General features: G+C 76.0%; 24 protein-coding genes. 7 read left to right on the forward strand and 17 right to left on the reverse strand.

What is annotated here, in order from left to right:
• Positions 1–6 precede the first annotated feature (6 nt).
• The 3 genes from CO540_RS06000 to CO540_RS06010 are packed head-to-tail and all read left to right on the forward strand — an operon-like array spanning position 7 to position 4,212.
• Positions 7–885: a hypothetical protein gene (locus CO540_RS06000; RefSeq protein ID WP_099161253.1), complete on the forward strand. Its 879-nt coding sequence runs from the start codon at positions 7–9 to the stop codon at positions 883–885.
• Positions 878–3,550, forward strand: a complete 2,673-nt coding sequence (locus tag CO540_RS06005) for an FtsK/SpoIIIE domain-containing protein (RefSeq protein ID WP_099161254.1) — start codon at positions 878–880, stop codon at positions 3,548–3,550. Before CO540_RS06000 ends, CO540_RS06005 begins: the two co-directional genes overlap by 8 nt.
• Positions 3,547–4,212 carry a hypothetical protein gene (locus CO540_RS06010; RefSeq protein WP_099161255.1) on the forward strand — a complete coding sequence of 222 codons (666 nt, stop codon included), beginning with the start codon at positions 3,547–3,549 and terminating at the stop codon, positions 4,210–4,212. The genes CO540_RS06005 and CO540_RS06010 overlap by 4 nt, the downstream gene beginning before the upstream one ends.
• Positions 4,213–4,284: 72 nt before the next feature.
• Here the strand turns inward: CO540_RS06010 and CO540_RS06015 are convergent, their stop codons facing one another.
• Positions 4,285–5,556, reverse strand: coding sequence for a cupin domain-containing protein (locus tag CO540_RS06015; protein WP_172967989.1), 1,272 nt, complete (start codon positions 5,554–5,556; stop codon positions 4,285–4,287).
• A 9-nt stretch (positions 5,557–5,565) separates the two neighbouring features.
• The gene (locus tag CO540_RS06020) at positions 5,566–5,868 is read right to left on the reverse strand and encodes a hypothetical protein (RefSeq protein WP_099161257.1); all 303 of its coding nucleotides are present in this window, start codon (positions 5,866–5,868) and stop codon (positions 5,566–5,568) included.
• Positions 5,869–6,055: 187 nt separating this feature from the next.
• On the opposite strand from CO540_RS06020, the gene CO540_RS06025 reads away from it, so the two are divergent.
• Both CO540_RS06025 and CO540_RS06030 read left to right on the forward strand, forming a co-directional pair.
• Positions 6,056–6,799: a PIG-L deacetylase family protein gene (locus CO540_RS06025; protein ID WP_099161258.1), complete on the forward strand. Its 744-nt coding sequence runs from the start codon at positions 6,056–6,058 to the stop codon at positions 6,797–6,799.
• Between the two features lie 65 nt (positions 6,800–6,864).
• Positions 6,865–7,533, forward strand: a complete 669-nt coding sequence (locus tag CO540_RS06030) for a DUF72 domain-containing protein (RefSeq protein ID WP_253866704.1) — start codon at positions 6,865–6,867, stop codon at positions 7,531–7,533.
• On the opposite strand, the gene CO540_RS06035 is transcribed toward CO540_RS06030, so the two are convergent.
• The 10 genes from CO540_RS06035 to CO540_RS06080 all read right to left on the reverse strand — a co-directional run bounded on the left by CO540_RS06035 (position 7,518) and on the right by CO540_RS06080 (position 13,506).
• Positions 7,518–7,946 (reverse strand): DUF2267 domain-containing protein, encoded by a 429-nt coding sequence (locus CO540_RS06035; RefSeq protein ID WP_091575313.1) that lies wholly within the window; start codon positions 7,944–7,946, stop codon positions 7,518–7,520. The genes CO540_RS06030 and CO540_RS06035 overlap by 16 nt on opposite strands.
• Positions 7,947–7,951: 5 nt before the next feature.
• Positions 7,952–8,134 (reverse strand): hypothetical protein, encoded by a 183-nt coding sequence (locus CO540_RS06040; protein ID WP_091575315.1) that lies wholly within the window; start codon positions 8,132–8,134, stop codon positions 7,952–7,954.
• Between the two features lie 105 nt (positions 8,135–8,239).
• Positions 8,240–9,109 (reverse strand): DUF72 domain-containing protein, encoded by an 870-nt coding sequence (locus CO540_RS06045; RefSeq protein ID WP_099161260.1) that lies wholly within the window; start codon positions 9,107–9,109, stop codon positions 8,240–8,242.
• A gap of 29 nt (positions 9,110–9,138) precedes the next feature.
• On the reverse strand, positions 9,139–9,537 hold the full coding sequence (locus CO540_RS06050) for a TraR/DksA C4-type zinc finger protein (protein WP_099161261.1): 399 nt from the start codon (positions 9,535–9,537) through the stop codon (positions 9,139–9,141).
• A 181-nt stretch (positions 9,538–9,718) separates the two neighbouring features.
• Positions 9,719–10,348, reverse strand: a complete 630-nt coding sequence (locus tag CO540_RS06055; protein WP_099161262.1) for a uridine kinase — start codon at positions 10,346–10,348, stop codon at positions 9,719–9,721.
• Between the two features lie 94 nt (positions 10,349–10,442).
• The gene (locus tag CO540_RS06060) at positions 10,443–11,051 is read right to left on the reverse strand and encodes a winged helix-turn-helix domain-containing protein (protein WP_099161263.1); all 609 of its coding nucleotides are present in this window, start codon (positions 11,049–11,051) and stop codon (positions 10,443–10,445) included.
• Between the two features lie 290 nt (positions 11,052–11,341).
• On the reverse strand, positions 11,342–11,962 hold the full coding sequence (locus CO540_RS06065) for a winged helix-turn-helix domain-containing protein (protein WP_099161264.1): 621 nt from the start codon (positions 11,960–11,962) through the stop codon (positions 11,342–11,344).
• A 52-nt stretch (positions 11,963–12,014) separates the two neighbouring features.
• Positions 12,015–12,506: a rhodanese-like domain-containing protein gene (locus CO540_RS06070; protein ID WP_099164610.1), complete on the reverse strand. Its 492-nt coding sequence runs from the start codon at positions 12,504–12,506 to the stop codon at positions 12,015–12,017.
• 47 nt (positions 12,507–12,553) lie between these two features.
• Entirely contained in the window at positions 12,554–13,006 is a 453-nt protein-coding gene (locus CO540_RS06075) for a cysteine dioxygenase family protein (RefSeq protein WP_099161265.1), read from the reverse strand.
• 122 nt (positions 13,007–13,128) lie between these two features.
• Positions 13,129–13,506: a signal peptidase I gene (locus CO540_RS06080; RefSeq protein ID WP_099161266.1), complete on the reverse strand. Its 378-nt coding sequence runs from the start codon at positions 13,504–13,506 to the stop codon at positions 13,129–13,131.
• Between the two features lie 111 nt (positions 13,507–13,617).
• Here CO540_RS06080 and CO540_RS06085 point away from each other — a divergent pair, with 111 nt between their 5' ends.
• Positions 13,618–14,007, forward strand: a complete 390-nt coding sequence (locus tag CO540_RS06085; protein ID WP_099161267.1) for an ankyrin repeat domain-containing protein — start codon at positions 13,618–13,620, stop codon at positions 14,005–14,007.
• 69 nt (positions 14,008–14,076) lie between these two features.
• Positions 14,077–15,033: a DUF3500 domain-containing protein gene (locus CO540_RS06090; RefSeq protein ID WP_099161268.1), complete on the forward strand. Its 957-nt coding sequence runs from the start codon at positions 14,077–14,079 to the stop codon at positions 15,031–15,033.
• Here CO540_RS06090 and CO540_RS06095 read toward each other — a convergent pair.
• The 5 genes from CO540_RS06095 to CO540_RS06120 form a co-directional block, all read right to left on the reverse strand.
• Positions 15,011–15,769, reverse strand: a complete 759-nt coding sequence (locus tag CO540_RS06095) for a class I SAM-dependent methyltransferase (protein ID WP_099161269.1) — start codon at positions 15,767–15,769, stop codon at positions 15,011–15,013. The genes CO540_RS06090 and CO540_RS06095 overlap by 23 nt on opposite strands.
• A gap of 519 nt (positions 15,770–16,288) precedes the next feature.
• Positions 16,289–16,795 carry a DUF2231 domain-containing protein gene (locus CO540_RS06105; RefSeq protein WP_099161271.1) on the reverse strand — a complete coding sequence of 169 codons (507 nt, stop codon included), beginning with the start codon at positions 16,793–16,795 and terminating at the stop codon, positions 16,289–16,291.
• Between the two features lie 76 nt (positions 16,796–16,871).
• Complete coding sequence (locus tag CO540_RS06110) at positions 16,872–17,588, reverse strand: GAF and ANTAR domain-containing protein (protein WP_172967990.1); 717 nt, start codon at positions 17,586–17,588, stop codon at positions 16,872–16,874.
• A gap of 208 nt (positions 17,589–17,796) precedes the next feature.
• Positions 17,797–20,091, reverse strand: a complete 2,295-nt coding sequence (gene secA2, locus CO540_RS06115) for an accessory Sec system translocase SecA2 (protein WP_099161273.1) — start codon at positions 20,089–20,091, stop codon at positions 17,797–17,799.
• A 111-nt stretch (positions 20,092–20,202) separates the two neighbouring features.
• Positions 20,203–21,951, reverse strand: coding sequence for an ABC transporter ATP-binding protein (locus tag CO540_RS06120; RefSeq protein ID WP_099161274.1), 1,749 nt, complete (start codon positions 21,949–21,951; stop codon positions 20,203–20,205).
• Positions 21,952–21,953: the final 2 nt, after the last annotated feature.

Genomic DNA, 21,953 nt, shown 5'->3' on the forward strand with positions numbered 1-21,953 from the left:
CCGGACGTGTCCATCGTCGAGGACATCGGCGCGCAGGTCCGCGCCGCCGCCGAGGAGCTGCCGCTGGGCCAGCTCGCCGTCGCCCTGGAGAAGCTGGGCCAGGCCGAGGAACGGCTGCGCTGGGTGCGCCAGGAGTCGGCCGACCCGATGGGGGTCCCGGAGCTGACCTCCGCGACCGAGCACGCGGAGACCGCCGGCTACGCGCTGCGCGTGGCGCAGGAGCAGCTCACCGCGTACCTGGCCGCGATCGGGCTGGCCGCCGACGGCGCGCCGCCGGCGCCGCCGGGTGAGCGGCGGCCCCGGCACGACGCGCCGCGCGGCACGGCGCCGCCGGCGCCCGGCGCGGGCGCGGAGCCGGCCGAGCCGCCGGCCGTGCGGCGCTGGTGGGCGGTCCGGGTGGCGGAGCTGACCGGCGGGCGCGAGGGCGCCCCGGACGAGCCGGACGAGCGGGTCGACGACTCCCGCGAGCTGCTGCGCCGGGTGGTCGTCGGGATCCGCTCCGGCGACCGGGACCGGCTGCACCGGGAGCTGCGCCGGGCGCACGCCGACGTGGGGCTGGGACTGGCCGCGATCGCCCCGCCGATGCTGCGTGACCTGGCCGGCGAGCTGCTCGGCCACCCGCCCCGGTCCGACGACCTGGCCCGGCTGCGGCGCGAGCTGGACGGGCGGGTCCGCGACCTGCTGCCGGGGCTGCCGCCGCCGGTGCTGGACACGCTGCTCACCCGGGTCTGCCGGATGCCCCCGCCGCGCCGCGACGACGGCCAGGAGCAGCCGCACGCGGCCGACCCGGCGGTCACCGCCGGCGTGCTCACCGGCGTGCTGCTCGACCGGCTCGGCCGGGACCTGCCCAAGGACACCGACGAACCGGAGCCGTCCCGTGGCTGACGTCCGCGCGCAACTGGTGACGCGGGTCCGGGGGATGCTCTCCGACGCCCTGGGCGCCACCCGGACCCGGCTCACCGCCGCCGAGGCCGAGCTGGCCGCCGGGCGGGACCGGCTGGCCCGGACCCGCCGCGCCGCCGCGGCCGTGCCCGACCGGGTGGGCGCGGCGCGCGACCGGCGGCTCGCCGAGATCGACGCCCGGCACACCGCCCGCCTGGCCGAGCTGGCCCGCCGCGCCGCCGCCGCGGCCGGGCGGGAGGCACCCGGAGCGGCGTCCGCCCCGTGGGACCGGTGGCAGCCGACGCCCGCCGGGCGCGCCGAGCCGCCCGGCGCGGTCCGGATCGGCACGGTACGCCTCACCGGCGCGGACCCGGTGCCGGCGCTGGTCCCGCTGCTCGACGCCGGGCACGTGCACCTGGCCGGCGGCGATCCGGCCGGGCTCGCCGCGGTGGTGCCCGCGCTGCTGCTGCGCGCGGTCGGCCGCGCCGACCCGGGCGGGGTGCGGCTGCACGGCTACGACCCGGAGCACCTGGGCGGCGGGCTGGCCGGGTTCGCCCCGCTCGGCACCGCCGGCCTGCTCACCTTCGTCGGCCCGGGGGGCCTGAGTCGGCTGCTCGACGACCTGGTGGAGCAGATCCGCCGGATCAACGCGACGGTGCTCGCCGGGGAGTACGCCTCGCTGCGGGAGCTGGCCGCCGCCACCGGTCGGCGCCCGGAGCCGTGGCGGGTGGCGGTGCTGCTCGGCGGCGACGAGCTGTCCCGCCACGAACGCGGCCAGCTCGACCGGGTGGTCCGCACCGGCGCCGCGTGCGGCGTGCACCTGGTGGTCCGGGGCATCGACCTGCCCGACGACCGGACCGTCACCCGGATCGTGGTCGACCCGGACGACGCCCGGATCGCCGGGCTGCCGGTGGTGCTCGACGCCCCGCCCCCGGCGGCGCTGGTCACCGAGACCTGCCGCGCGGTCGCCTCCCGGGTCGCCGCCGGGCCGCCGCCGACGCCCTTCACCGACCTGCTCCCCCCGCCGGACGACTACTGGCGGGAGGACTCGGCGCACGGGCTCAGCGCGCCGATCGGTGAGGGCCCGCACGGGCGGCCGGTCCTGCTCACCCTCGGCGACTACCCGCCGCACGCGTTGATCGGCGGCCCGTCCGGCACCGGCAAGACCAACCTGATCTTCGCCTGGATCGGCGCGCTCGCCGCCCGCTACTCCCCCGCCGAGCTGGAGTTCTATCTGCTCGACTTCAAGGAGGGGGTGTCCTTCGCCCGGTTCGCCCAGGGGCGACGGGACCCGAGCTGGCTGCCGCACATGCGGCTGGTCGGGATCAACGTCAACACCGACCGGGAGTTCGGCCTGGCCCTGTTGCGCTTCCTCGCCGAGGAGCTGCGCCGGCGGGCCGACGCGGCGAAGAAACACGAGGTCACCAAGCTGGCCGAGCTGCGCGCGGTCGACCCGACCGGCCACTGGCCGCGGATCGTCGCCGTGGTCGACGAGTTCCAGGCGCTGCTCGCCGGCCGGGACGTGGTCGCCCGGGAGGCCGCCGACCTGCTGGAGGACCTGGCCCGCCGGGGCCGCTCGCAGGGCATCCATCTGGTGCTCGCCTCGCAGGACGTACGCGGCATCGAGGCGCTGTGGGGCCGCCCCGCCCTGGTCGCCCAGTTCACGCTGCGGATCGCGCTGCCGAAGGCGTTGCGCATCCTGGCCGAGCGCAACGACGCGGCGCAGTCGCTGCCCCGCCACCACGCGGTGGTCAACGCCGAGTCGGGGCTGGCCGAGGGGAACGAGGTGGCCCGGATCCCGTCGGCCAGCGACTGGGAGACGTGGAGCGAGTTGCAGCACCGGCTGTGGCGGATGCGCCCGCAGGACGCCTCGCCGGCCCGGCTCTTCGACGGCGACGCCATCCCGAGGCTGACCGAGGCGCCGGACTTCCGCGCCCTGACCGCGCCCGAGCAGGGGGTGCCCCGCAACCCGGTGGCGCTGCTCGGCGAGATCATCGACGTACAGTCCCGGTCGGCGGCGCTGCGGCTGCCCCGGGCCCCCGGGCGGAACCTGGCCGTGCTGGGCACCCGGGTGGACGAGGCGTGCGCGGTGCTCGACGCCGCCGCCCGCTCGCTGGCCCGCCAGTACCGCCCCGGCACCGCCCGGTTCTCCATCGCCTGCCTCGACCCGGACGCCGACCCGGCCGCCCGCGCGCTGTACGAGGACCTGGCCGGCGACGCGTCCTGGTACGACGAGGAGACCGTCGCCGAGCTGATGGCCGAGGTCGGCGACGGGCTGGGCGCGCCGGGCGCCGCGCGGACGCCGCACTTCCTGCTGCTGTTCGCGGTGGACGCGGCGGCCGGCGCGCTGGCCGGCAAGGCCGGCACCCGGACCGGCCTGGAGCAGCTGCGCCGGATCCTGCACGACGGCCCGGAGCGGCGCACCCACGTGCTGGCCTGGTGGCGGGGCGTGGCGCGGATGCGGGCCGACCTGGGCGGCGCCGGCGCGCGCACGGACCAGATCGGCGCCTGGGTGGCGCTGGACGTGCAGGGCGGTGAGCTGAGCGCCTCGCTCTACCCGGGCAGCGGCGGCCCGGACTGGTATCCCCGGCCGTGGCGCGGTCTCTACTTCGACCGCGCGGTGCACCGCACCGGACAGGTGATCATCCCTTATGGTCCCACCCGATGAACGAACCGGTCTCCAGTGAGACGTACAGCGCGCAGATCCGCCGGCTCGCCGAGCTGACCGCCCGGGTGTCCGCCCAGCGGGCCGAGGCGCACACCTGGTACGCCGAGCAGGTGGCCGCCGCCGACCGGGCGGTGGCCGACGCGGCCGAGCAGGTCCGGCAGGCCCAGGCGGAGGTCGCCGAGGCGCGGCGGATGGTCGACCGGGTGGACGGCGAGGTCACCCACCTGTGGGGGCAGCTGCGCGCCCGGCTCGGCGTGCGCCGCCTGGGGGATCCCCCCGGGCCGGCCCGGGACGCCGCCGGTGACCCGGTGCCGCTGCTGCGCGGCGTGCGGGAACTGCTGGCGCGGACCGGCCAGCCGGGTGAGCTGCCCGGCTCGGTGAACCCGCTGCTGATCGCGTGCGGCGTCGGCGGCGCGTTGGTGGCGTTCCTGCTGGGGCTCGGGGCGCGGGCGCTGGGGGCCGGTTCGGGCGGCGACCTGGCGGTCGGGCTGCCGGTGCTGGCACTGGTGGTGACGCTGCTCGGCCCGCTCGTCGGGTTGGCGCCGGCCCGGCTGCTGGCCGACCGTCGGCACGCGGTGCTGACCCCGCGCCCGATGATCCTGGTGGCCGCCAGTGGCCTGGCCACCACCCTGCTCCTGCTGGCGGTCACCTACACCCGCTGACCGCCCCGTCGATCATGAGGTTGGCGGCGTGACACGCCGTCGTCGACGCCGCCAACCTCATGATCACCGCGGTCAGGCGGGGACCAGGGCCGCCTCCTTGAGCAGGCGACGGGTCAGGGTCAGGCGGTCGGCGTCGTCGTCGAGGCCGGGCAGGTCGCCGACCCGGGTCACCTCGCCGGACAGCAGCGCGCGCAGCGCGGGCTCGCACGTGCCGGGCAGGGTGAGCGTCCGGTCGAACAGGCGCAGGACGACGGTCCCGTCGCCGGTGGGGGTGAGCTGCCAGCGTGACCCGGCGCGGACCGCGACCCGGCTGTCCGGGTCCAGTCGCGCCAGCGCCTCGGCCTGCGCGAGGGGGCGGATCGGCGCCGGCCGGGCGGCCGGCCAGACCCGGGCCCGCAGGCGCGCGGCCACCGCCGCCGGGTCGGCGCGCAGCAGCCAGTCGCGCAGCGCCTCGACGGTCTCGGTCAGTTCCGGTTCGATCGCGTCCGGGTCGGCCAGGTCGAGGCCGAACGGCAGCCCGGCGCGCAGCCGGGCGTCCTCGGCGGCCAGGCCGAGCAGCTCCTCCACCACGGCGTACCGGGTCAGCGCCCGGATCCCCACGGTGAGGTGCAGCGAGCTGGACTCCTGCGCCTGCGCGCTGTGCAGCCAGCCGCGCGGCAGGTAGAGCGCGTCCCCCGGCTCCAGCACCACGTCCAGCGCGGGCCGGCCGTCGGCGGTGGCGGCGACCTCGTCGGCCCGGCCGCCCCAGGGCTGGCGCTCCAGCGGGTCGACGAGCACGGGCGGGTGGATCCGCCAGTGCTTGCGCCCGTCGACCTGGAGCACGAAGACGTCGTGGGTGTCGTAGTGGGTGGCGAAGCCCTGGCTGCCCGCCGGGGTCAGGTAGGCGTTGACCTGCAACGGCTGCGCCAGCGCGGCGCCCAGGTCGCGGGTGAAGTCGACGAGCGCCGGCCAGGTGCGGTGCAGGCCCTGGAGCACCAGGGTGGCGCCGTCGGCGTAGAGCGCCAGCACCTTCTCGTCCAGGACCTGGTCGCCGATCTCGGCGCCGGCGCCACCGCCGCCGGTGTACCGCGCCGCCGGCACGAGCTGGCCGTCCTTGGCCACGCGCAGGAACGGGGTACGCAGGCCGCGCCGGCTGAGCAGCTCGTCGGCGTCGGCCGGGCCGAGCAGGTCGGTGAAGCCGTGCGGGTTGGGCAGTTCGGCGGCCCGGGACAGCAGCGGGCTGCGCCCCCAGTGGTCGGCGGCGAACTTGGCCGGCTCGACGGAGACGCAGCGCGCCAGCGCCTCGGCGGCGGAGAGCGGAACCGCCGGGCGGCCGTGGCCACCCGGCGGGTCGACGTACGTCATGGTCATGCGTCAGGCGCTGCCGTCGGCGCCGCCGTCGTGCTGGCCGGGGGTCGCGCCACCGTCGGCCGGGCCCTCGGCGCTGCCGTCCGCGCCGCCGTCGTGCTGACCCGGGGTCGCGCCGCCGTCGGCCGGGCCCTCCGCGCCGCCGTCCGCGCCACCGTCGTGCTGACCCGGGGTGGCCCCGCCGTCGGCCGGGCCCTCCGCGCCGCCGTCCGCGCCACCGTCGTGCTGACCCGGGGTCGCACCGCCGTCGGCCGGGCCCTCCAGGCCGCCGCCGCCGCTGGTCTGGATGTCGTCGTCGTTCAATGCCATGGGTGCTCCCTCGGTGTGCCGCCCCGCGCGTTCCGGGGTCCGTGTGCAGCGGGTGGTACCCCACGCCCGATCTTCTCTAACCACACGGTAGACGCCCGGACCCGGCCGCACGGACGGTTCGCGCCGGTAGGCGGCCGACGCCGGCGGGTGCCAGGATGGCGGGAGGAGACGCGCGAGGAGGTACGAGGTGGCGCAGCCGGAACCGCTCACGCCGCTGACCGAGGACTGGCAGCGGGCGCTGGCCGTGGTGGCGCACCCGGACGACCTGGAGTTCGGCGCCGCCGCGGCGGTCGCCCGGTGGACCGGGCAGGGCAAGGAGGTCGTCTACTGCCTGCTCACCAGCGGTGAGGCGGGCATCGACGGGATGGCGCCGGAGCGCAGCCGGGTGCTGCGCGAGGAGGAGCAGCGTGCCTCGGCCGCCGTGGTGGGGGTGTCCGCCGTCGAGTTCCTCGGCCTGCCCGACGGGCTGCTGGAATACGGCGTCCCGCTGCGCCGGGCGATCGCCGGGGCGGTCCGCCGGCACCGGCCGGACGTGGTGCTCACCAACAACTTCCGGGAGACCTGGGACGGGGCGTACGCGCTGAACCAGGCCGACCACATCGCCTGCGGCCGGGCCACGCTGGACGCGGTCCGCGACGCCGGCAACCGGTGGATCTTCCCGGAGCAGCTCACCGACGGCACGCAGCCGTGGTCGCGGGTACGCGAGGTGTGGGCGGCCGGCTCGCCGGTGGCGCGCCACGGGGTGGACGTGACGGACACCTTCGCGCGCGGGGTGGACTCGCTGCGGGCGCACGGGGCGTACCTGAGCGGGCTCGGTGACGGCGGCTTCGACGCCGAGGAGTTCCTGGAGGGGATGGCCCGCCCGGCGGGAACCCGGCTCGGCGTGCGCTACGGCGCGTCGTTCGAGGTGTTCCAGATCAATCTTCAGTAGGGCACGGCGGTGATCCTGGTCGGCACGTCCGGCTGGCAGTACCGGGACTGAACGCCTTCTACCGGCTGCCGGAGCGGGACACGTTCGTCGCGTGGCGCGAGCGCACGCCCGGCGACTTCTGCGTGGCGGTGAAGATGAGCCGCTACCTGACCCACGTGAAGCGGCTGCGCGATCCGGCCGAGCCGGTGGCCCGGTTCCTCGACCGGGCGTCCGGTCTGGGCGACCGGCTGGGGCCGGTGCTGGTGCAGCTCCCGCCGACGCTGCGCGCCGACCCGGCGGCGCTGGCGGAGGTGCTGCGGCGGTTCCCGACCGACGTGCGGGTGGCGGTGGAGCCCCGGCACCCCTCGTGGTGGACCGACGAGACCCGGCGGGTGCTGGAGCGCCACCGGGCGGCGCTGGTCTGGGCGGACCGGCTGAGCCGACCGATCACCCCACGGTGGCGCACCACCGACTTCGGCTACCTGCGGCTGCACGAGGGGCGGGCGCGGCCCTGGCCCCGCTACGGCCGGGACGCCCTGGCCGGCTGGGTGCGCCGGCTGGCCGCCACGTTCGGCGACGGCGTGCCGGCGTACGTCTACCTCAACAACGACCCGGGCGGCGCGGCGATCGTCGACGCGGTCGCGTTCGCCGGGCTGGCCCGGCGGGCCGGGCTGCCGGTCTCCCGCACGCCGCCGGCCCGCCCCGCCGAGGGGGCGGGACGGGCCGGCGACGGGTCGGGTCAGGGAATGAGCTGATCCAGGCCCCGCGGCATGGTCGACTTCACGTCCTGCCACTCCCCCTGCGTGACGTGCCGGCGCAGCGTGTCCAGCACGACCTGGACCACCCGCTGGGCGCCGCCCTCGACGTCGTACGGGAAGCCCTGGCGGACCTCGTAGAGGAAGTCGTCGCGGTTGAGCTTGATCGGCACGTCCTGCGGTTGCCAGCCGTCGAAGTAGATGCCGCGCACCAGCACCGGCAGCTGCTGGGCGAACTCGGCGCTCTCCTGCACCGGCAACCGGTCGCGCAGCAGGTGCAGCACCGTGCGCAGCGCCGCGTAGGACTGGTTGCGCCGCTCCGGCGGCCAGCCGTACGCCGACTCGATCTCCTTGAGGATCACGTTCGTCTTGTCCAGTGAGGACTCGAACGCGGACACCAACTGCTCCGCCATCTGTCTCACCCCCGTACGTCGGTCTCCCAGCGGCGGTCGTCGGCGCGCCGGGGTGGCCCGCTGGGACCCCGCCACAGCCGGGTCGGACTGAACCGGCCGGGCCGTTCGCCCCGCCGCGGCGCGTCGGAGTTGCCGACCACGTGCAGTACGCCACCGCGGCGTCGGTCCGCCACCACCCGTACCGTCATGACCCACCTCCTCGTCGCGGCGCCTCCACCGGCGGCGGAGGAGCACACGTCCATGCTGCGCGGCGGGTGGGTGAGGTGTCCTCACCCGGACCGGGTGAGACGCGCTCAGCCGTCGAGCAGGTCGGCGAGGGTGGCGGCGTTGCGTTGCGCGTGGTCGCGGTAACAGTTGTTCATCAACACGTGCGTCTGGTCCGCCTGCCCGGCCAGTTCGCGCAGCTTCGGCGCCCAGTCGCGCAGCTCGCGGTCGGAGTAGTCGTAGCCGAACTTCTCGTGGATGTCCTTGCTGGTCCACTTGTCGCTGTGCCCGTGGAACCGGACCACCGCGAGGTCCGCGGTGGCGGCCAGCACCGGGGGTACGGACGACCGGTGGCCCTGCGGCATGTCCACACAGACCAGCGGCAGGTCGTGCGCGCGCAGGAAGTCCAGCGTCTCCCGGGCGTTGTCGCCGTCGAACCAGGAGGCGTGCCGGAACTCGACGACCGGCCGCAGCGGGGCGCAGCGCCGCGCCACCTCCAGCAGGTACTGCTTGTTGTCCCGCTTGATGGTGAACCAGGGCGGGAACTGGAACAGCAGCGCGCCCAGCTTGCCGGCGTCGACCAGCGGGTCGAGCGCCGACAGGAACCGCGTCCAGACCTCCTCGTACGCCTGCGCCGGCAGGTCGTCCGGGTAGACGTTGCGCTTGTCCGTGTCCGGCCGCAGGTCCTTGTAGAGCGCGGACACCCGGGTCGGGTGGCCGGTCAGCAGGCTGAACGCCTTGACGTTGAAGGTGAAGCCGGGCGGGGTGCGCTCCGCCCAGAGCCGCGCGGTCCGCTCGGCCGGCGGCGCGTAGTAGGTGGCGTCCACCTCGACCAGCGGGAACCGGCGGGCGTAGTAGGACAGCCGCTTCTCCGGCGTGTCGGCGCTCGCCGGGTACCAGCCGGAGTCGAGCAGGGTCCGGTCGGTCCAGGAGGCGGTGCCCACCTTGATCTCACCCATGGGACCGACCGGTGACCCGGGCGGGCGGCTCAGGCCGCCCGACGCTCCCGGTTCTGCTTGCAGGCCACGCAGGAGGTGGCGGACGGGAAGATCTCCAGCCGCTCCACCGGGATCGGCGCGGTGCAGCCCTCGCAGAAGCCGTAGGTGCCCTCGTCGAGCCGGGTCAGCGCGTGCTCGAACTGCGCGCGCCGCTCCAGGATGGTGCGCAGCAACGACTGCGCGGTGTCCCGCTCGGCGGTCTTGGTGCCGCTGTCGGCCTGGTCGTCGCCGGCGGTGTCGCCGACCTCGACCAGCCGCAGCACCTGGCTCTGCATCACGGCCTGGTCGTACTCCGCGGTCAGCTCGTCGTACCGCGACCGCAGGGACTGCCGGATCTGGTCGACCTCCGCCTGGGAGCGGCCCGTGGCTGTCGTGTCGTGGACGAGCATCGCTGCCTGCCTTTCCTGCGGCCTCATACCGGTCCTCCGGCGGCGGGCGCCGGAGGACCAGGTCCGAATGTGGATGCGCGGGCGAGATCACCCGTGCTCTGTGAGCCGGGCGATTACCCGGCCCCCCGAGCGGCCAAACCGGAGATTTCCTGTCTCTTTCCGGTGAGTTGCGGGCGGCCGGTCAGGCGGCCTCCACGAGGGCCGGACGGCGGGGGTCGTCGACGCGCACGACCACGTCGGCGAAGGAGGCCGGGTCGACCTCGTCGGCGTAGCGGGCGAACGCCGGCAGCGTCCAGCGCAGCGCGGGCTCGGTGCGTCGCGCCAGCGCCGCCGGCGAGAGCTCCAGGTGCACGGCCAGGTCGAACGGCAACGCGCCACCGAGCAGCAGCGCGCCGCTGACCAGCACGACGCCGCCGGGCGGCAGGGCCCGGTAGGTGGCCCGGCTGGCCCGGTCGGCGTCGGCGTCCCAGAGCGAGGGCAGCAGCCGCCCGGACCCACCCGGCCCGGCCGGATCGAGCACCTCCCGGCGCAGCCCGGGCTCGTCGAGCCAGCCCTCGTAGTAGGCGTCCGGGTTGGTGCGCCCGTGCTCCAGGCGGGTCGAGGCGGGGCGGAGGAAGTCGGCGGCCCGTACGTGCAGCGCCGGCCGCCCGGCGGCGCGCAGCGGGTCGACGAGGGCGGCGGCGAGGGCGTCCGGCCCGGCGGCCGGTGGGCCGTCGACGGCCACCCGCAGCCGGCCGGGCGTCTCGGTGCGGGCGAGACGCCCGGCCAGCTCGGCGACGAGCCGGTCGGGGCTGATCGGGCGGACGCGCATCCGACCACTATGCCCACCTGGGCGGGCGGGTCACCACGCCGGTCGCGTCCGGGCGGTCGGGGCTCCGTCCGGTGGGCGCTCGGCCGGTGGCGCCTCAGCCGGTGCGGTCGATGGTGACCCGGGCGTCGTCGGCGAGCCGGTAGCCGACGCCGTAGACGGTGGTGACCAGCGGGACGTCCACGCCGACCTTGCCGCGCAGCCGGCGCACGTGCACGTCGACGGTGCGGACGCCGGCGTGCTCGTAGCCCCAGACCGCGTTGAGCAGCTGCAGCCGGGTGAACACCCGGCGCGGGTGGGCGACCAGGTGCAGCAGCAGGTCGAACTCCAGGCGGGTCAGCGGCAGCGGTTCGCCGTCGCGCAGCACCGACCGGGACGAGGCCAGGATGTGCAGGGTCGGGATGGTCGGGGCGAGCGGGCGCGTCGGGCCGCGGCCGGACGGCACCGGGTCGGGTCGGCGCTCCGCCGGGACCGAGCCGGCGCTGATCACCGCGTCCCCGCGTTCGAGCATCTCGCGGGCGGCGTCGAGGAGCCGGCGGGCGGCCGGGGTGAGCGACTCCTCGCAGGCCAGCGGGATGTTCAGGGTGACGGTGAGCACGGGCGCGGCGGTGTTGGCGGGACGACGCTGGCCGCCGGGTGGACGGCCGGGGACCGCGGGTTGGGACGTATGCCATCCGGCGCGCGACGAGGCGGGGCTGACCGACATGGTCCTCCTTGGCTGGTCCGGGTATCTCCCCACGGCCCGGGACGCCGCTTCATCGATGCTTCCCGGCGCCTGTGCGAGGGTCAAGGGGCGGCTGCGTTGCATGAATGTGACAATTGACGAACACATCGGAGCCGGGTGCTCGCTCTGCGTACGAGGCCCGTTGATTACAGCAGAGCGCCGAAAACGGGCGGTACGGGGGGTCCCCGACCGGTTCACAATGGCGGATGCGATCGAAACGTGAACGCGGCGCACCCGGGTTCCGGGTGCGCCGCGTGCCGGCCGGCGACGGGTCAGGCGTCCCGGTCCACCTCGATCGGAGCGTCGTCGGCGAGCCGGTAGCCGACGCCGTACACGGTGGTCACCAGCGGCGTGTCCGGCCCGAATTTCGCGCGCAGCCGACGCACGTGGACGTCGACGGTGCGCGCCACCGCGTGCTCGTAACCCCAGACGTTGGCGAGCAGTTGCCGCCGGGTGAACACCCGACGCGGATGCTCGGCGAGGAACAGCAGCAGGTCGTACTCGATCCGGGTGAGCGCGACCTCGACGTCGCCGTGCCGGACCCGGCGGGTGCCGGTGAGCATGCGCACCCCGCCCGGGCCGCCGGGCGGCGCGGCCGGCGGCGGCCCGGGCGGCGGCGGCTCGGCCGGCGGCGGCTCGGCCGGCGAGGCGGCGACACGGCGCAGGTCGAGCACGGCCCGTGCGGCCCGGTGCTCGTCCGGGCGGACCAGGCCCTCGCCGGAGGCGGCGAGTTCGTCCAGCAGGTCGACCAGCCGGGCCAGGCCGGGCGTCAACGGGCCGGCGCCCAGGTCGAGGGTGACGGTCAGGGTCGGTGCGGTGCGCGGCCGGGGTGGCAGCGCCCGGTCGGTACGGCCCGGTCGGGCCGGACGGGTGTTGAGGGCGACGACGGACATGGGGGCCTCCTGTGCGGGCGGTCGCCCCGCCCCGCCGGGTGCGGCGGGACGGTCAGCGGAGCGCCCGGCCGGCGGTGACCGGGGGCGCGGTGGACGAGGGTCGGGGCGGCGGGGTGGGGCCGAGGGTGGGCAGGCCGGCGATGCGCCAGGCGGCGAAGCCGCCGACCACGTCGGTGGCGTGGCGCAGGCCGATCTCCTGGAGCGCTGCGGCGGCCAACGACGAGGTGTAGCCCTCCTGGCAGAGGACGACCACCGGCACGTCGTAGCCGACGGCCTCGGGCAGCCGGGCGGCGCAGCGTGGGTCGAAGCGCCACTCCAGGACGTTGCGTTCGACGGCGAGCGCGCCGGGCACGGTGCCGTGCGCGGCCCGCTGGCCGGTCGGCCGGATGTCGACCAGCAGCGCGCCGGCCCGGTAGGCCAGGTGGGCCTGCTCGGGATCGAGACGGCGCAGGCGGGACCGGGCGGCGGCGAGGATCTCGTCGATGCCCCGGGAGCCCGGCGGCGGGACCGGACAGCTCTCGGTGCGGATGGGGGTGTGCGCCATCGTGGCGTCCTTCCGTTCGGCGGGGTTCACGGGCGGGGGCGGGGGGTTCACCAGGCGACGCCGGCCTCGGCCACCTCGGCGACCCTGAGCCGCCCGGCGACGAGGTGGTAGCGGGTCATCCGGCTCAGCGCGGGCCGGTAGACGTGCACGCTGACCGCGGGCTGGTCGCCCCGGTTGGTGACCTGGTGCACGTGCCGCACGCCGAACCGCCGTCCGGCGCCCGCGGCGAGCCGGTGCGGGCGCAGCCGCCCAACGCTGACCGTCTCCTCCGTGAGCACGCCGGCGACGACCCGGAAGGCGCCGGCCGATCCGCCGTGGTCGTGCAGGTCGGTGCCCTGCCCGGGCAGCCAGCTCAGCGCCCAGACCTCGTACGCCTCCGCGGCGTGCAGCCGGGCGTACCACCGTTGCGACCGGTCGAAGCGCAGGGCGACCGGCCAGGCGGTCGGGTCGGCCCAGCGGGCGGCGACGGTCAGCAGGTCGGTCGGGTCGGTGCTGGTCATCGGCGGGACGTCCTCACGGTGCGGAGCGGCGCGTGCCTCCACACCTTAGACGGTAAACCCTATAGGTTTAGTAGGTATTACCACATGCTGGGACACTGGATGCCCGCCCGGACCCGACCGCCTCAGCGCAGCACGGGCGGGTCCACCCGGTAGCCCGGCACCGAGGGCCAGCGCACGGTGAGCACTGTCGACTCGCGCTCGGCGTACCAGGAGTGGTCCACGCCCCGCCCCCACACCACGTAGTCGCCCGGCGCGCGCAGCACCACCGTGCGGTCCGGCAGCTCGATCCGGAACGCGCCGCTGACCAGCACCAGCAGCGCGGTACGCCGCTCGCCGGTGGCCCACCGGGACCGGGTCTCCCCCGCCGGGTGCACACCCCACTTCACCTCGACCTCGGTGCTGTGCCGCACGTCGCCCACCGGCTTGAAGTGGCCCAGCAGCCAGCCCGCGTCGGTCGCGCCGTCCCGCGCTGCGTTGCCCACGTACACCCGATCGTCCATGCCCGCCTCCCGTGCCCGGCCGGGCACGTTGCCGGCCAGGCCCGGCCCCGACGCTCGCCCGGCTGGGCAAGCTACCAGGCGGGACCGGCCGCGACGCCATAACCTGGGCGGGTGCCCGACGAACTGGACGCCGAGACCGTCGCCTTCGCCCACCGGATGTTCGACCTGGCCCGCGCCGGGGCGACCGAGGAACTGGCGGCCAACGTGGACGCGGGGCTGCCGGTCAACCTCACCAACGCCAAGGGCGACACCCTGCTGATCCTCGCCGCCTACCATGCCCACCCGGAGACCGTGGCCGCGCTGCTCGCCCGCGGCGCCGACCCGGCCCGGGCCAACGACCGCGGGCAGACCGCGCTGGCCGCGGCGGTGTTCCGGCAGAACGCGGCGGCGGTCCAAGCGCTGCTCGACGCCGGCGCCGACCCGGACCACGGTGGTCCGTCGGCGGTCGAGACCGCCCGGTTCTTCGCGCTGCCGGAGATGCTGGCGCTGCTCGGCCGCTGACGCCACCGGGCCACCCCGCGCCGCCGGGGACGGTATACAGGGGCGGTGGAGGATCCCGTACCCGAGCAGATGCGCGCGGCGGCCGGGGCGCTGCTGGCCGCGCTCGCCGAGCCGGCCCGCCGGCGCGCCCGGCACGACTTCGACGACGAGCCGGCCCGCCGGTGGCTGGAGTACCGGCCCCGGCCCCGCCCCGGCGTCCCGGTCGCCGACCTCGACGTCCCGGCCCGCAAGGCCGCCCACCGGCTGCTCGCCACCGCGCTCAGCCCCGCCGCGTACGCGCAGGCCATGGCCGTGATGGCCCTCGAAGAGGTGCTGGACCGGGCGGAGGGGTGGCGGCGCGGGCGGCACAGCGGCGACTACTGGGTGGCGGTCTTCGGCGACCCGGCGCGCGACGACCGCTGGGCGTGGCGGTTCGAGGGGCACCACCTGTCGGTGAGCACGACCGTCGCCGACGACCAGGTCTCCCCCGCTCCGGTCTTCCTCGGCGCCAACCCGGCCACCGTCCGGCACGCCGGCCGCCCGGTCTCCCGGCCCCTGGGCCCGGAGGAGGACCTGGCCCGCGAGCTGCTCGACGCGCTCGGCCCCGGCGGGCGGGCCGCCGCGGTGATCGCCGAGGAGGCGCCGGCCGACATCATCAGCGCCACCCGGGCCACCGCGCCCGGTCGACTCGACCCGCTCGGTGTGCCCCGGGGACGGCTCGGCCCGACCGGACGGGCGCTGCTCGACCGGCTGGTAGCGCTCTACCTGGACCGGCTTCCCCCGGAGCTGGCGGCGCGCGAGGCGGACCGGCTGCACGGCGGCGAGCTGCACTTCGCCTGGGCCGGCGCGGTCGAGCCGGGCCGGCGGCACTACTACCGGGTGCAGGGCGACGACCTGCTGATCGAGTACGACAACACCACCGACGACGGCAACCACGCGCACACGGTGCTGCGCCGCCCGGCCGGCGACTTCGGCGCGGACGTGTTGGCCGCACACCACGCCGCCGCGCACCGAGCCGGGCCGGTCAGGGACGACGCGCCTCGATGAGGAACCGCCGGGCGTGGGCGACGAACGGGCCCTCGGCGCGGATCCGCTCGTCCAGCCGGCGCAGCTGGGCCCGGTAGCGGTCGACCGTGAAGCCGGGCACCGTCCAGACCACCTTGCGCAGGAACCAGACCACCGCGCCGATGTCGTGGAAGACGGTACGCAGCGTAGCCTCGCGCAGGTCCACCACGGTCAGCCCGGCGGCCCGCGCGTCGGCCACCGCCGCCTGCGGGTGGCGGTGCTCCGGCGGCGGCAGCGGCCCGAGGATCGCCTCGCTGAGTTCCCGGACCGTGCCGGGGCCGATCTGCTGGGACAGGTAGGCGCCGCCCGGGCGCAGCACCCGGGCCACCTCGTCCCACCAGGTGTGCACCGGGTGCCGACTGACCACCAGGTCGAACGCGGCGTCGCGGAACGGCAGCGGCGGCCGGTCGGCCACCCGCACCACGGACGCGCCGAGCGGGCGCAGGTTGCGCCGCGCGACCGGAACGTTCGGCGGCCAGGCCTCGGTCGCGACCAGCAGCGGTGGCGGCGTCGGCACCTCGGCCAGCACCTCACCGCCCCCGGTGTCGACGTCCAGGGCGGCCTCGACGGTCGCCAGCCGTGCCCCGACGAGGCGGGCGTAGCCCCACGGCGGGCGCTCCTCGGTCGCCCGCCCGGCCAGCCAGGAGAAGCCCCACCCCTCGACCGACGTGGCGTCGGCCTCGGCAACCAGCTCGTCGAACCCGCGATCGGTGACCATGGGCCGAGCGTGCCGCCGTGCGGCGGCGGACGGCAACGCGATTTCCGTGCCCCGGGCCCGGGTGCGCGGGGTGCGCGGCGCGGGGTGCGCGGCGCGGGGTGCGCGGCGCGGGGTGCGCGGCGCGGGGTGCGCGGCGCGGGGTGCGCGGCGCGGGGTGCGCGCCGCCCCTGGCGCGGAGTGCAAGGTGCCTGCGGCGCGGAGTGCGGCCGCGCACGAGCGCGCGGGTGCCGACCGCGCGGTCACCGGGCGTGACGGCTCCGGCAAGACAACCTGCCCGGAGCGCGTTATGCCTCCTGGTCATATTTATGACCAGGAGGCATAACGGTTTCACCTTGCCTGCCCCGCCTGCCGCGACACGCCCGGCGCCCCCCACTGGAACACGGCGGCCGGGGGACGGTCAGGACGGTCGGGGCCGGGCGATCTCGACGGTCACGCCGTGGACACCGTCGAAGGCGCCCAACCGGGCCGGCTCGGCGGCGCGGCGAGGGCTACCACCGGAACACGGCAGGCAGGAGACGGTCAGAACGGTCGGGGCCGGGCGATCTCGACGGTCGCGCCGTGGACACCGTCGAAGGCGTCCAACCGGGCCGGCTCGGCGGCGCGGCCCCGGTCGGTCTGCTGGATCAGCCGCGCGCCCAGGCCCACGCCGACCGCGCCCACGGCCAACGCGACCAGCTCGGTCGCGAGCTGGCCGCCGGTCGCGCCCCGCTGCGGCGCGTGCGCCCGGATCAGGCAGGTGAGCAGGAACAGGGCCGCCATCACGGCGTTGACCAGGTTGAACGTGACGGCGGTCCGGTTCGCGCGACCGATCCGCACGTCCCACAGGTCGACGAGTCCGGCGACCGTGGCGAGCCCGGCCGCGACCAGCGCGGCCACCGCCGTCCAGTAGCCCACCTCGCCGAGGAAGGCCGGGCCGCCGGCGACGTCCGCCAGGTCGAACACGGCGGCGCTGACGAAGAGCCCGAACGGGAACGTCACCAGCATCGGTTGGATGGGGTGCCCCTGCACCCTCAGTCGGCTCTCCATCGCGTCCTCCCCAGGTCGGCGCAGCTCACCAGTCCAGGGTGCTACCCGACGCCCTCGGGAGCGAAACGACTGTCGTTCAGTTGTCGCGGGGCCGGGAGACGGTGAGCACGAGCCGCTCGGCCACCTCGCGCAGCGGGATGTCCAACGAGGAGGCGGCGCTGCGGAGCACGTCCAGCGCCTCCGGGGCGGGGCAGCCGCGCTGCGTCATGATCACGCCGACGGCCTGCCCGACCACTCCCTCGGCCAGCAGCGCGCCGTCGAGCTGACCGGCCCGGGCGGTGGCCCGTTCCCGGTCACGCACGGCAGCCAGCAGCAGACCGGCGTGCTCGGCGAGCAGCATCGCGGTGAGCTGGTGCCGGGGGGTGAGCGTCCCGGGCGAGTCGGCGTACAGGTTGATCGCGCCGATCACCTGCTCGTCGACGTCGACCGGGGCGGAGATCACGCCGTGCACGCCGAGCGCGTCGGCCCGCGCGCACCAGGCCGGCCAGCGTTCCTCCCCGGTCAGCTCGGCCGCGATGATCATCTCGCGCCGGCGCACCGCGGTCAGGGCCGGCGTGTCCGGGCCGTGCCGCAGGTCGTCCAGCTCGCCCCGGCGCGGGTCGGAGGCGGCCACCCCAGCCGGCTCCCCGGCACGCAGCGCGGTGAACCCGCAGCTGTCGACGCCGGGCACGGCATCGCGGGCGATCCGCACCAGGCGGTCCAGCGCCTCGTCGAAGTCGGCGACGCCGATCAGGCCGGCGGTCAGCTCACGCAGCAGCGCGGCGGTCTCCAGCACACCCAGGTTGTCGGTCATGGCGTGGCGCATCTCGACGTTCACCGGACCACGGCCCCCACCGCCCCCGCGTTCGTCCACGCGGTGTCCCCGTCCGGCGCCGTTGCCTGGTCCATGTCCGTCCTCTCTCTGGCCGAGCCTCGGCCTACTACCCTCGCAGACCGGGATCGAAACCGCGCAAAAGGGCCCCTTCCGGCGCGTACCGGCCGGAGGGGGCCCCGAGCGTGGGTCAGCGGGACCCGGAGATGAGGCGCCGGCCCACCGACGCGATCAGCCGGTCCAGCTCCGAGCCGAACGGGTTGTCGTGCACCAGGTAGGTCCAGGTCGCGGTCGGCCGCACCAGCTTCGACGCGTCCGGCTCCCAGCCCTCGTCGAACTCCGTCTCCTCGAACGTGGCGACGGTCCGCGTCTCGATCTCGGGCATCAGCGCGTTGAACGCCGGCACCGCGCTGCGGTGGAACTCGTCGAGCGGGTCGAGGCGGCCCAGCGCCCGCAGGTGCACCCCCTCCCGCACCTCGGACAGCTCGGCCAGGTGCTCGGCCCAGAGCCGGTCGAGGTGGTAGAGGGCGATCTTGCGGGCCACGTCGGCGAGCAGGTCCTCGTCCATCTCGCCGGCCTTCTCCGGTACCCGCTCCAGCAGCATCAACGCGGCGATGTCACTGGTCAGCAGGCGCTCCCGCCGCTCGGCCAGGGCCTTGCGCTGCTGCTCGATCACGTGGCTGTAGCGCCAGGTGTTGCGGTGGATCTCGTGGTTGACGCCCTCCGCGACCCGCTGGGCGTGCTCGACCGCGTAGTCGACCTGCGGATCGGTGACCAGGCCGTCGGCGTTCATCCGGGGCGACGCCGGGACGGTGTCGCCGGCGTGCCGCGCGACCAGGTCGTCCTCCAGGCTGACGAAGAAGACCGACCCACCCGGGTCGCCCTGCCGGCCGGCCCGGCCGCGCAGCTGGTCGTCGACCCGGCGGCTGTCGTGCCGGCCGCTGCCGATCACGTACAGACCGCCCAGCTCGGCCACCCGCTCCCGGTCGGACTGGTCGCTGCCGCCCAGCCGGATGTCCACGCCCCGGCCGGCCATCTGGGTCGAGACCGTGACCGCGCCGTGGGCGCCGGCCTCGGCGATGATGCCGGCCTCCTCGTCGTCGTTCTTGGCGTTGAGCACCACGCACGGCACCCCGGCGGCGTTCAGCGCGGCGGCCAGCCCCTCGGACTCCTTGACGTCGAGCGTGCCGACCAGCACCGGCCGCCCGGCCTGGTGGCAGCGGGTGATCTCGTCGACCAGGGCCTCCTCCTTCTCGGCGCGGGTGGCGTAGATCCGGTCCGGCTCGTCCTCGCGCACGCAGGGGGTGTTCGGCGGGATCACCGCCACCTCCAGGCCGAAGAACTCGCGGAGCTGGTCGCCGACGAGCACCGCGGTCGCGGTCATCCCGCAGACCGTCGGGTAGAGCGCGATGTACGCCTGGACGGTGACCGTGCCCAGCACCTCGCCCTCGGCGGTGGCGTCCAGCCCCTCCTTCGCCTCGACCGCCGCCTGCAACCCGTCGGGCCAGCGGCGGCGCTGGGCTACCCGCCCGCGCATCTCGTCGATCAGCTCGACCGAGTCGTCCCGGACGATGTAGTCGACGTCGCGGTGCAGCAGGGCGTGCGCGTGCAGCGCCACGTTCACCGCGGAGAGCTGCCCGACGTGCTCCTCGTCGTACAGGTCGATGCCGCCGAGCTTGGCCTCGACGGTGGCCAGGCCGACCGAGGTGAAGGCGACGCTGCGGCCGTCCTCGGCGACCGTGTAGTGCTTGCCCTTGCGCAGGCCCCGCACCAGCGCGGCGGCGGCGTGCACCGGGTCCTGCTCGCCGGGGACCGCGCCGGCGAGCACCATCGGCACCCGGGCCTCGTCGATCAGGATCGAGTCGGCCTCGTCGACGATCGCGGTCTTCAGCGCCGGCTGCACCCGGTCGGCCAGGTCGGTGGCGAGCTGGTCGCGCAGGTAGTCGAAACCGGCCTCACTGACCGCGACGTAGGTGACGTCGCAGGCGTACGCGGCGCGCCGCTCCTGCGGGGTGGACGCCTCGTTGACCCATCCGACGGTGAGCCCGAGCAGGGTGTAGACCGGCTCCATCCACTCGGCGTCTCGGCGGGCCAGGTAGTCGTTGACGGTGAGCACGTGCACCGGGCCGTTGCCCAGCCGGACGTGCCCGTACGCGGCGACGGTCGCGGTCAGCGTCTTGCCCTCACCGGTGGCCATCTCGGCGACCTTGCCGGAGAGCAGCGCCATCGCGCCGAGCAGCTGCACGTCGTACGGGCGCTGGTCGAGCCCGCGCCGGGCCGCCTCACGGCCGATCGCGCAGATCTCCTCGTACTTCTCGGCCTGCCCGGCCGCCTCGGTCAGCTCGGCGTCGGAGAGCTGCTCCAGCTCGGCCTCGCGGGCCTCGATCGCCGGCAGCAGCTTCTCCAGCGGCGCCAGGTCGACAGTCGTCCCGGGGCGCTGGAGGAACCGGCGGAACCTGGTCTTCAACCGTTGCGACACACCCATGAGCCGCAACGGTACGCGAACCGCAGCCGATTGTGACCCCCGCCCGGCGCCGCCGCCACGCCGTGTCCGGATTTCGGCCGGTCACCCCAGGTCAGGCCCGCGGTGGGCGGATCAGGCCACCAGAAGCTGGTGGGTGGCCAACTCCCGGTAGAGCGGGCTGGCGGTGGTCAGCTCGTCGTGCGTGCCGACGGCCACCACCCGGCCGCCGTCGAGCACCACGATCTGGTCGGCGTCGACCACGGTCGACAGGCGGTGCGCCACGATCAGCAGGGTCCGCCGCACCGCGACCGCGTCGATCGCCCGGCGCAGCGCCGCCTCGTTGCGCGCGTCGAGGTTGCTGGTCGGTTCGTCGAGCAGCAGCACCGGCGGCCCGGCCAGCAGCGCCCGGGCGATGGCCAGCCGCTGCCGTTCCCCGCCGGAGAGCAGCACGCCGCCCTCCCCGACCTGGACGTCCAGCCCGTCGGCGGTCCGGTCGGCCAGGTGACCCAGGTTGACCTCGTCCAGCACGTCGCGCAGCCGGTCGTCGGTGGCGTCGGGCGCGGTGATCAGGAGGTTGTCCCGCAGCGTGCCGGCGAGCACCGGCGCCTCCTGCTCGACGTAGCCGAGCCGGGCGCGCAGCGCGTCGCGGGGCAGCTCCCGCACGTCCACGCCGTCCAGGCGCACCGCGCCCTCGCCCACCTCGTAGAAGCGTTCGACCAGCGCCAGCAGGGTGGACTTGCCGGCCCCGGACGGGCCGACGAGCGCGGTGCGGCTGCCGGCGGGCACGGTGAAGCTCACCTCGCGCAGCACCGGCGGGCCGCCGGGATAGCCGAAACCGACCCGGTCGAACTCGACCCGGGCGGGAACGCCGGCGGGCGGCACGGTCACGGCGGCCGACGGCCGGTCGTCGACCCGCTCGTCCCCGACGGTGAGGATCTCCTCGATCCGGGCCAGCGCGCCCAGCCCGCTCTGCAGCTGCGTGTAGGCGTGCACCGCCTGGCCCAGCGGCAGCACCAGGAAGAACAGGAACATCACGAAGGCCACCAGGTCGCCCACGCTGATCGCCCCGGCCGCCACCCGGGCCCCGCCCACGGCCAGCACCAGCAGGAAGGCGCCCTGCACGGTGACCGTGCTGGCCGGCCCGACCACCGCCTGGGCCCGGGCCACCCGCAGACCGGCGTCGTACGCCGCGGTCGCGCTGGTCACCACGGTGGCGGTCTCCCGGCCCTCGGCCCGGCTGGCCCGGATGGTCCGCGCCGCGGAGATCGCCCGCTCGACGGCCGAGGTCATCTCCCCGACGCGTTCCTGGGCGCGGCGGGCCAGGCCCCGCACCCGGCGGGCGACGGTGACCGCGAAGCCCACGCCGACCGCGACCGCGGCCAGCGTCACCCCGAACAGCAGCGGGTCCAGCAGCAGCATCGCGGTGCCGGCGCCGACCACCATCACCGCGCCGGTGACGGTCTCGAACAGGCCGGACGTCACCACCGCCCGCAGCAGCGTGGTGTCGGCGCCGACCCGGGACAGCAGGTCGCCGGTGCGGCGCCGGTCGTACTCGACGATCGGCAGGCGCAGCAGGTGCCCGGCCAGGCGTCGGCGGACCCCCAGCACGAGCCCCTCGCCGGTGCGTTGCAGCAGGTAGTCGCGGAGTCCACCGAGCAGCGCGCCGGCCACCACCAGGACGACCAACGCGACCACCAGCGCGCCGGCCGGCCGGTCGGCGGTGATCCGGTCCAGCACGGCGCGGGTGAGCAGCGGCTGGGCCAGCGCGGCGGCGGCGCCGGAGAGCGACAGCGCGCCCACCGCGACGAGGGTGCCGCGGTGGGCGCGCAGGTAGGGCAGCAACGCGGCGAGCCCCGGCGTCGGGCCGGCTTCGACGGTCATGC

The sequence above is a fragment of the Micromonospora sp. WMMA2032 genome (assembly GCF_002688545.1).
GTDB lineage: Bacteria > Actinomycetota > Actinomycetes > Mycobacteriales > Micromonosporaceae > Micromonospora > Micromonospora sediminicola.

Bases quoted from the DNA above. Each gene is read 5' to 3' on its own strand.
- CO540_RS06010 (WP_099161255.1), top strand. From the start codon at position 3,547: ATGAACGAACCGGTCTCCAGTGAGACGTACAGCGCGCAGATCCGCCGG.
- CO540_RS06015 (WP_172967989.1), bottom strand. From the start codon at position 5,556: ATGACGTACGTCGACCCGCCGGGTGGCCACGGCCGCCCGGCGGTTCCG.
- CO540_RS06020 (WP_099161257.1), bottom strand. From the start codon at position 5,868: ATGGCATTGAACGACGACGACATCCAGACCAGCGGCGGCGGCGGCCTG.
- CO540_RS06035 (WP_091575313.1), bottom strand. From the start codon at position 7,946: ATGGCGGAGCAGTTGGTGTCCGCGTTCGAGTCCTCACTGGACAAGACG.
- CO540_RS06040 (WP_091575315.1), bottom strand. From the start codon at position 8,134: ATGACGGTACGGGTGGTGGCGGACCGACGCCGCGGTGGCGTACTGCAC.
- CO540_RS06045 (WP_099161260.1), bottom strand. From the start codon at position 9,109: ATGGGTGAGATCAAGGTGGGCACCGCCTCCTGGACCGACCGGACCCTG.
- CO540_RS06050 (WP_099161261.1), bottom strand. From the start codon at position 9,537: ATGCTCGTCCACGACACGACAGCCACGGGCCGCTCCCAGGCGGAGGTC.
- CO540_RS06055 (WP_099161262.1), bottom strand. From the start codon at position 10,348: ATGCGCGTCCGCCCGATCAGCCCCGACCGGCTCGTCGCCGAGCTGGCC.
- CO540_RS06060 (WP_099161263.1), bottom strand. From the start codon at position 11,051: ATGTCGGTCAGCCCCGCCTCGTCGCGCGCCGGATGGCATACGTCCCAA.
- CO540_RS06065 (WP_099161264.1), bottom strand. From the start codon at position 11,962: ATGTCCGTCGTCGCCCTCAACACCCGTCCGGCCCGACCGGGCCGTACC.
- CO540_RS06070 (WP_099164610.1), bottom strand. From the start codon at position 12,506: ATGGCGCACACCCCCATCCGCACCGAGAGCTGTCCGGTCCCGCCGCCG.
- CO540_RS06075 (WP_099161265.1), bottom strand. From the start codon at position 13,006: ATGACCAGCACCGACCCGACCGACCTGCTGACCGTCGCCGCCCGCTGG.
- CO540_RS06080 (WP_099161266.1), bottom strand. From the start codon at position 13,506: ATGGACGATCGGGTGTACGTGGGCAACGCAGCGCGGGACGGCGCGACC.
- CO540_RS06090 (WP_099161268.1), top strand. From the start codon at position 14,077: ATGCGCGCGGCGGCCGGGGCGCTGCTGGCCGCGCTCGCCGAGCCGGCC.
- CO540_RS06095 (WP_099161269.1), bottom strand. From the start codon at position 15,769: ATGGTCACCGATCGCGGGTTCGACGAGCTGGTTGCCGAGGCCGACGCC.
- CO540_RS06105 (WP_099161271.1), bottom strand. From the start codon at position 16,795: ATGGAGAGCCGACTGAGGGTGCAGGGGCACCCCATCCAACCGATGCTG.
- CO540_RS06110 (WP_172967990.1), bottom strand. From the start codon at position 17,588: ATGACCGACAACCTGGGTGTGCTGGAGACCGCCGCGCTGCTGCGTGAG.
- secA2 (WP_099161273.1), bottom strand. From the start codon at position 20,091: ATGGGTGTGTCGCAACGGTTGAAGACCAGGTTCCGCCGGTTCCTCCAG.
- CO540_RS06120 (WP_099161274.1), bottom strand. From the start codon at position 21,951: ATGACCGTCGAAGCCGGCCCGACGCCGGGGCTCGCCGCGTTGCTGCCC.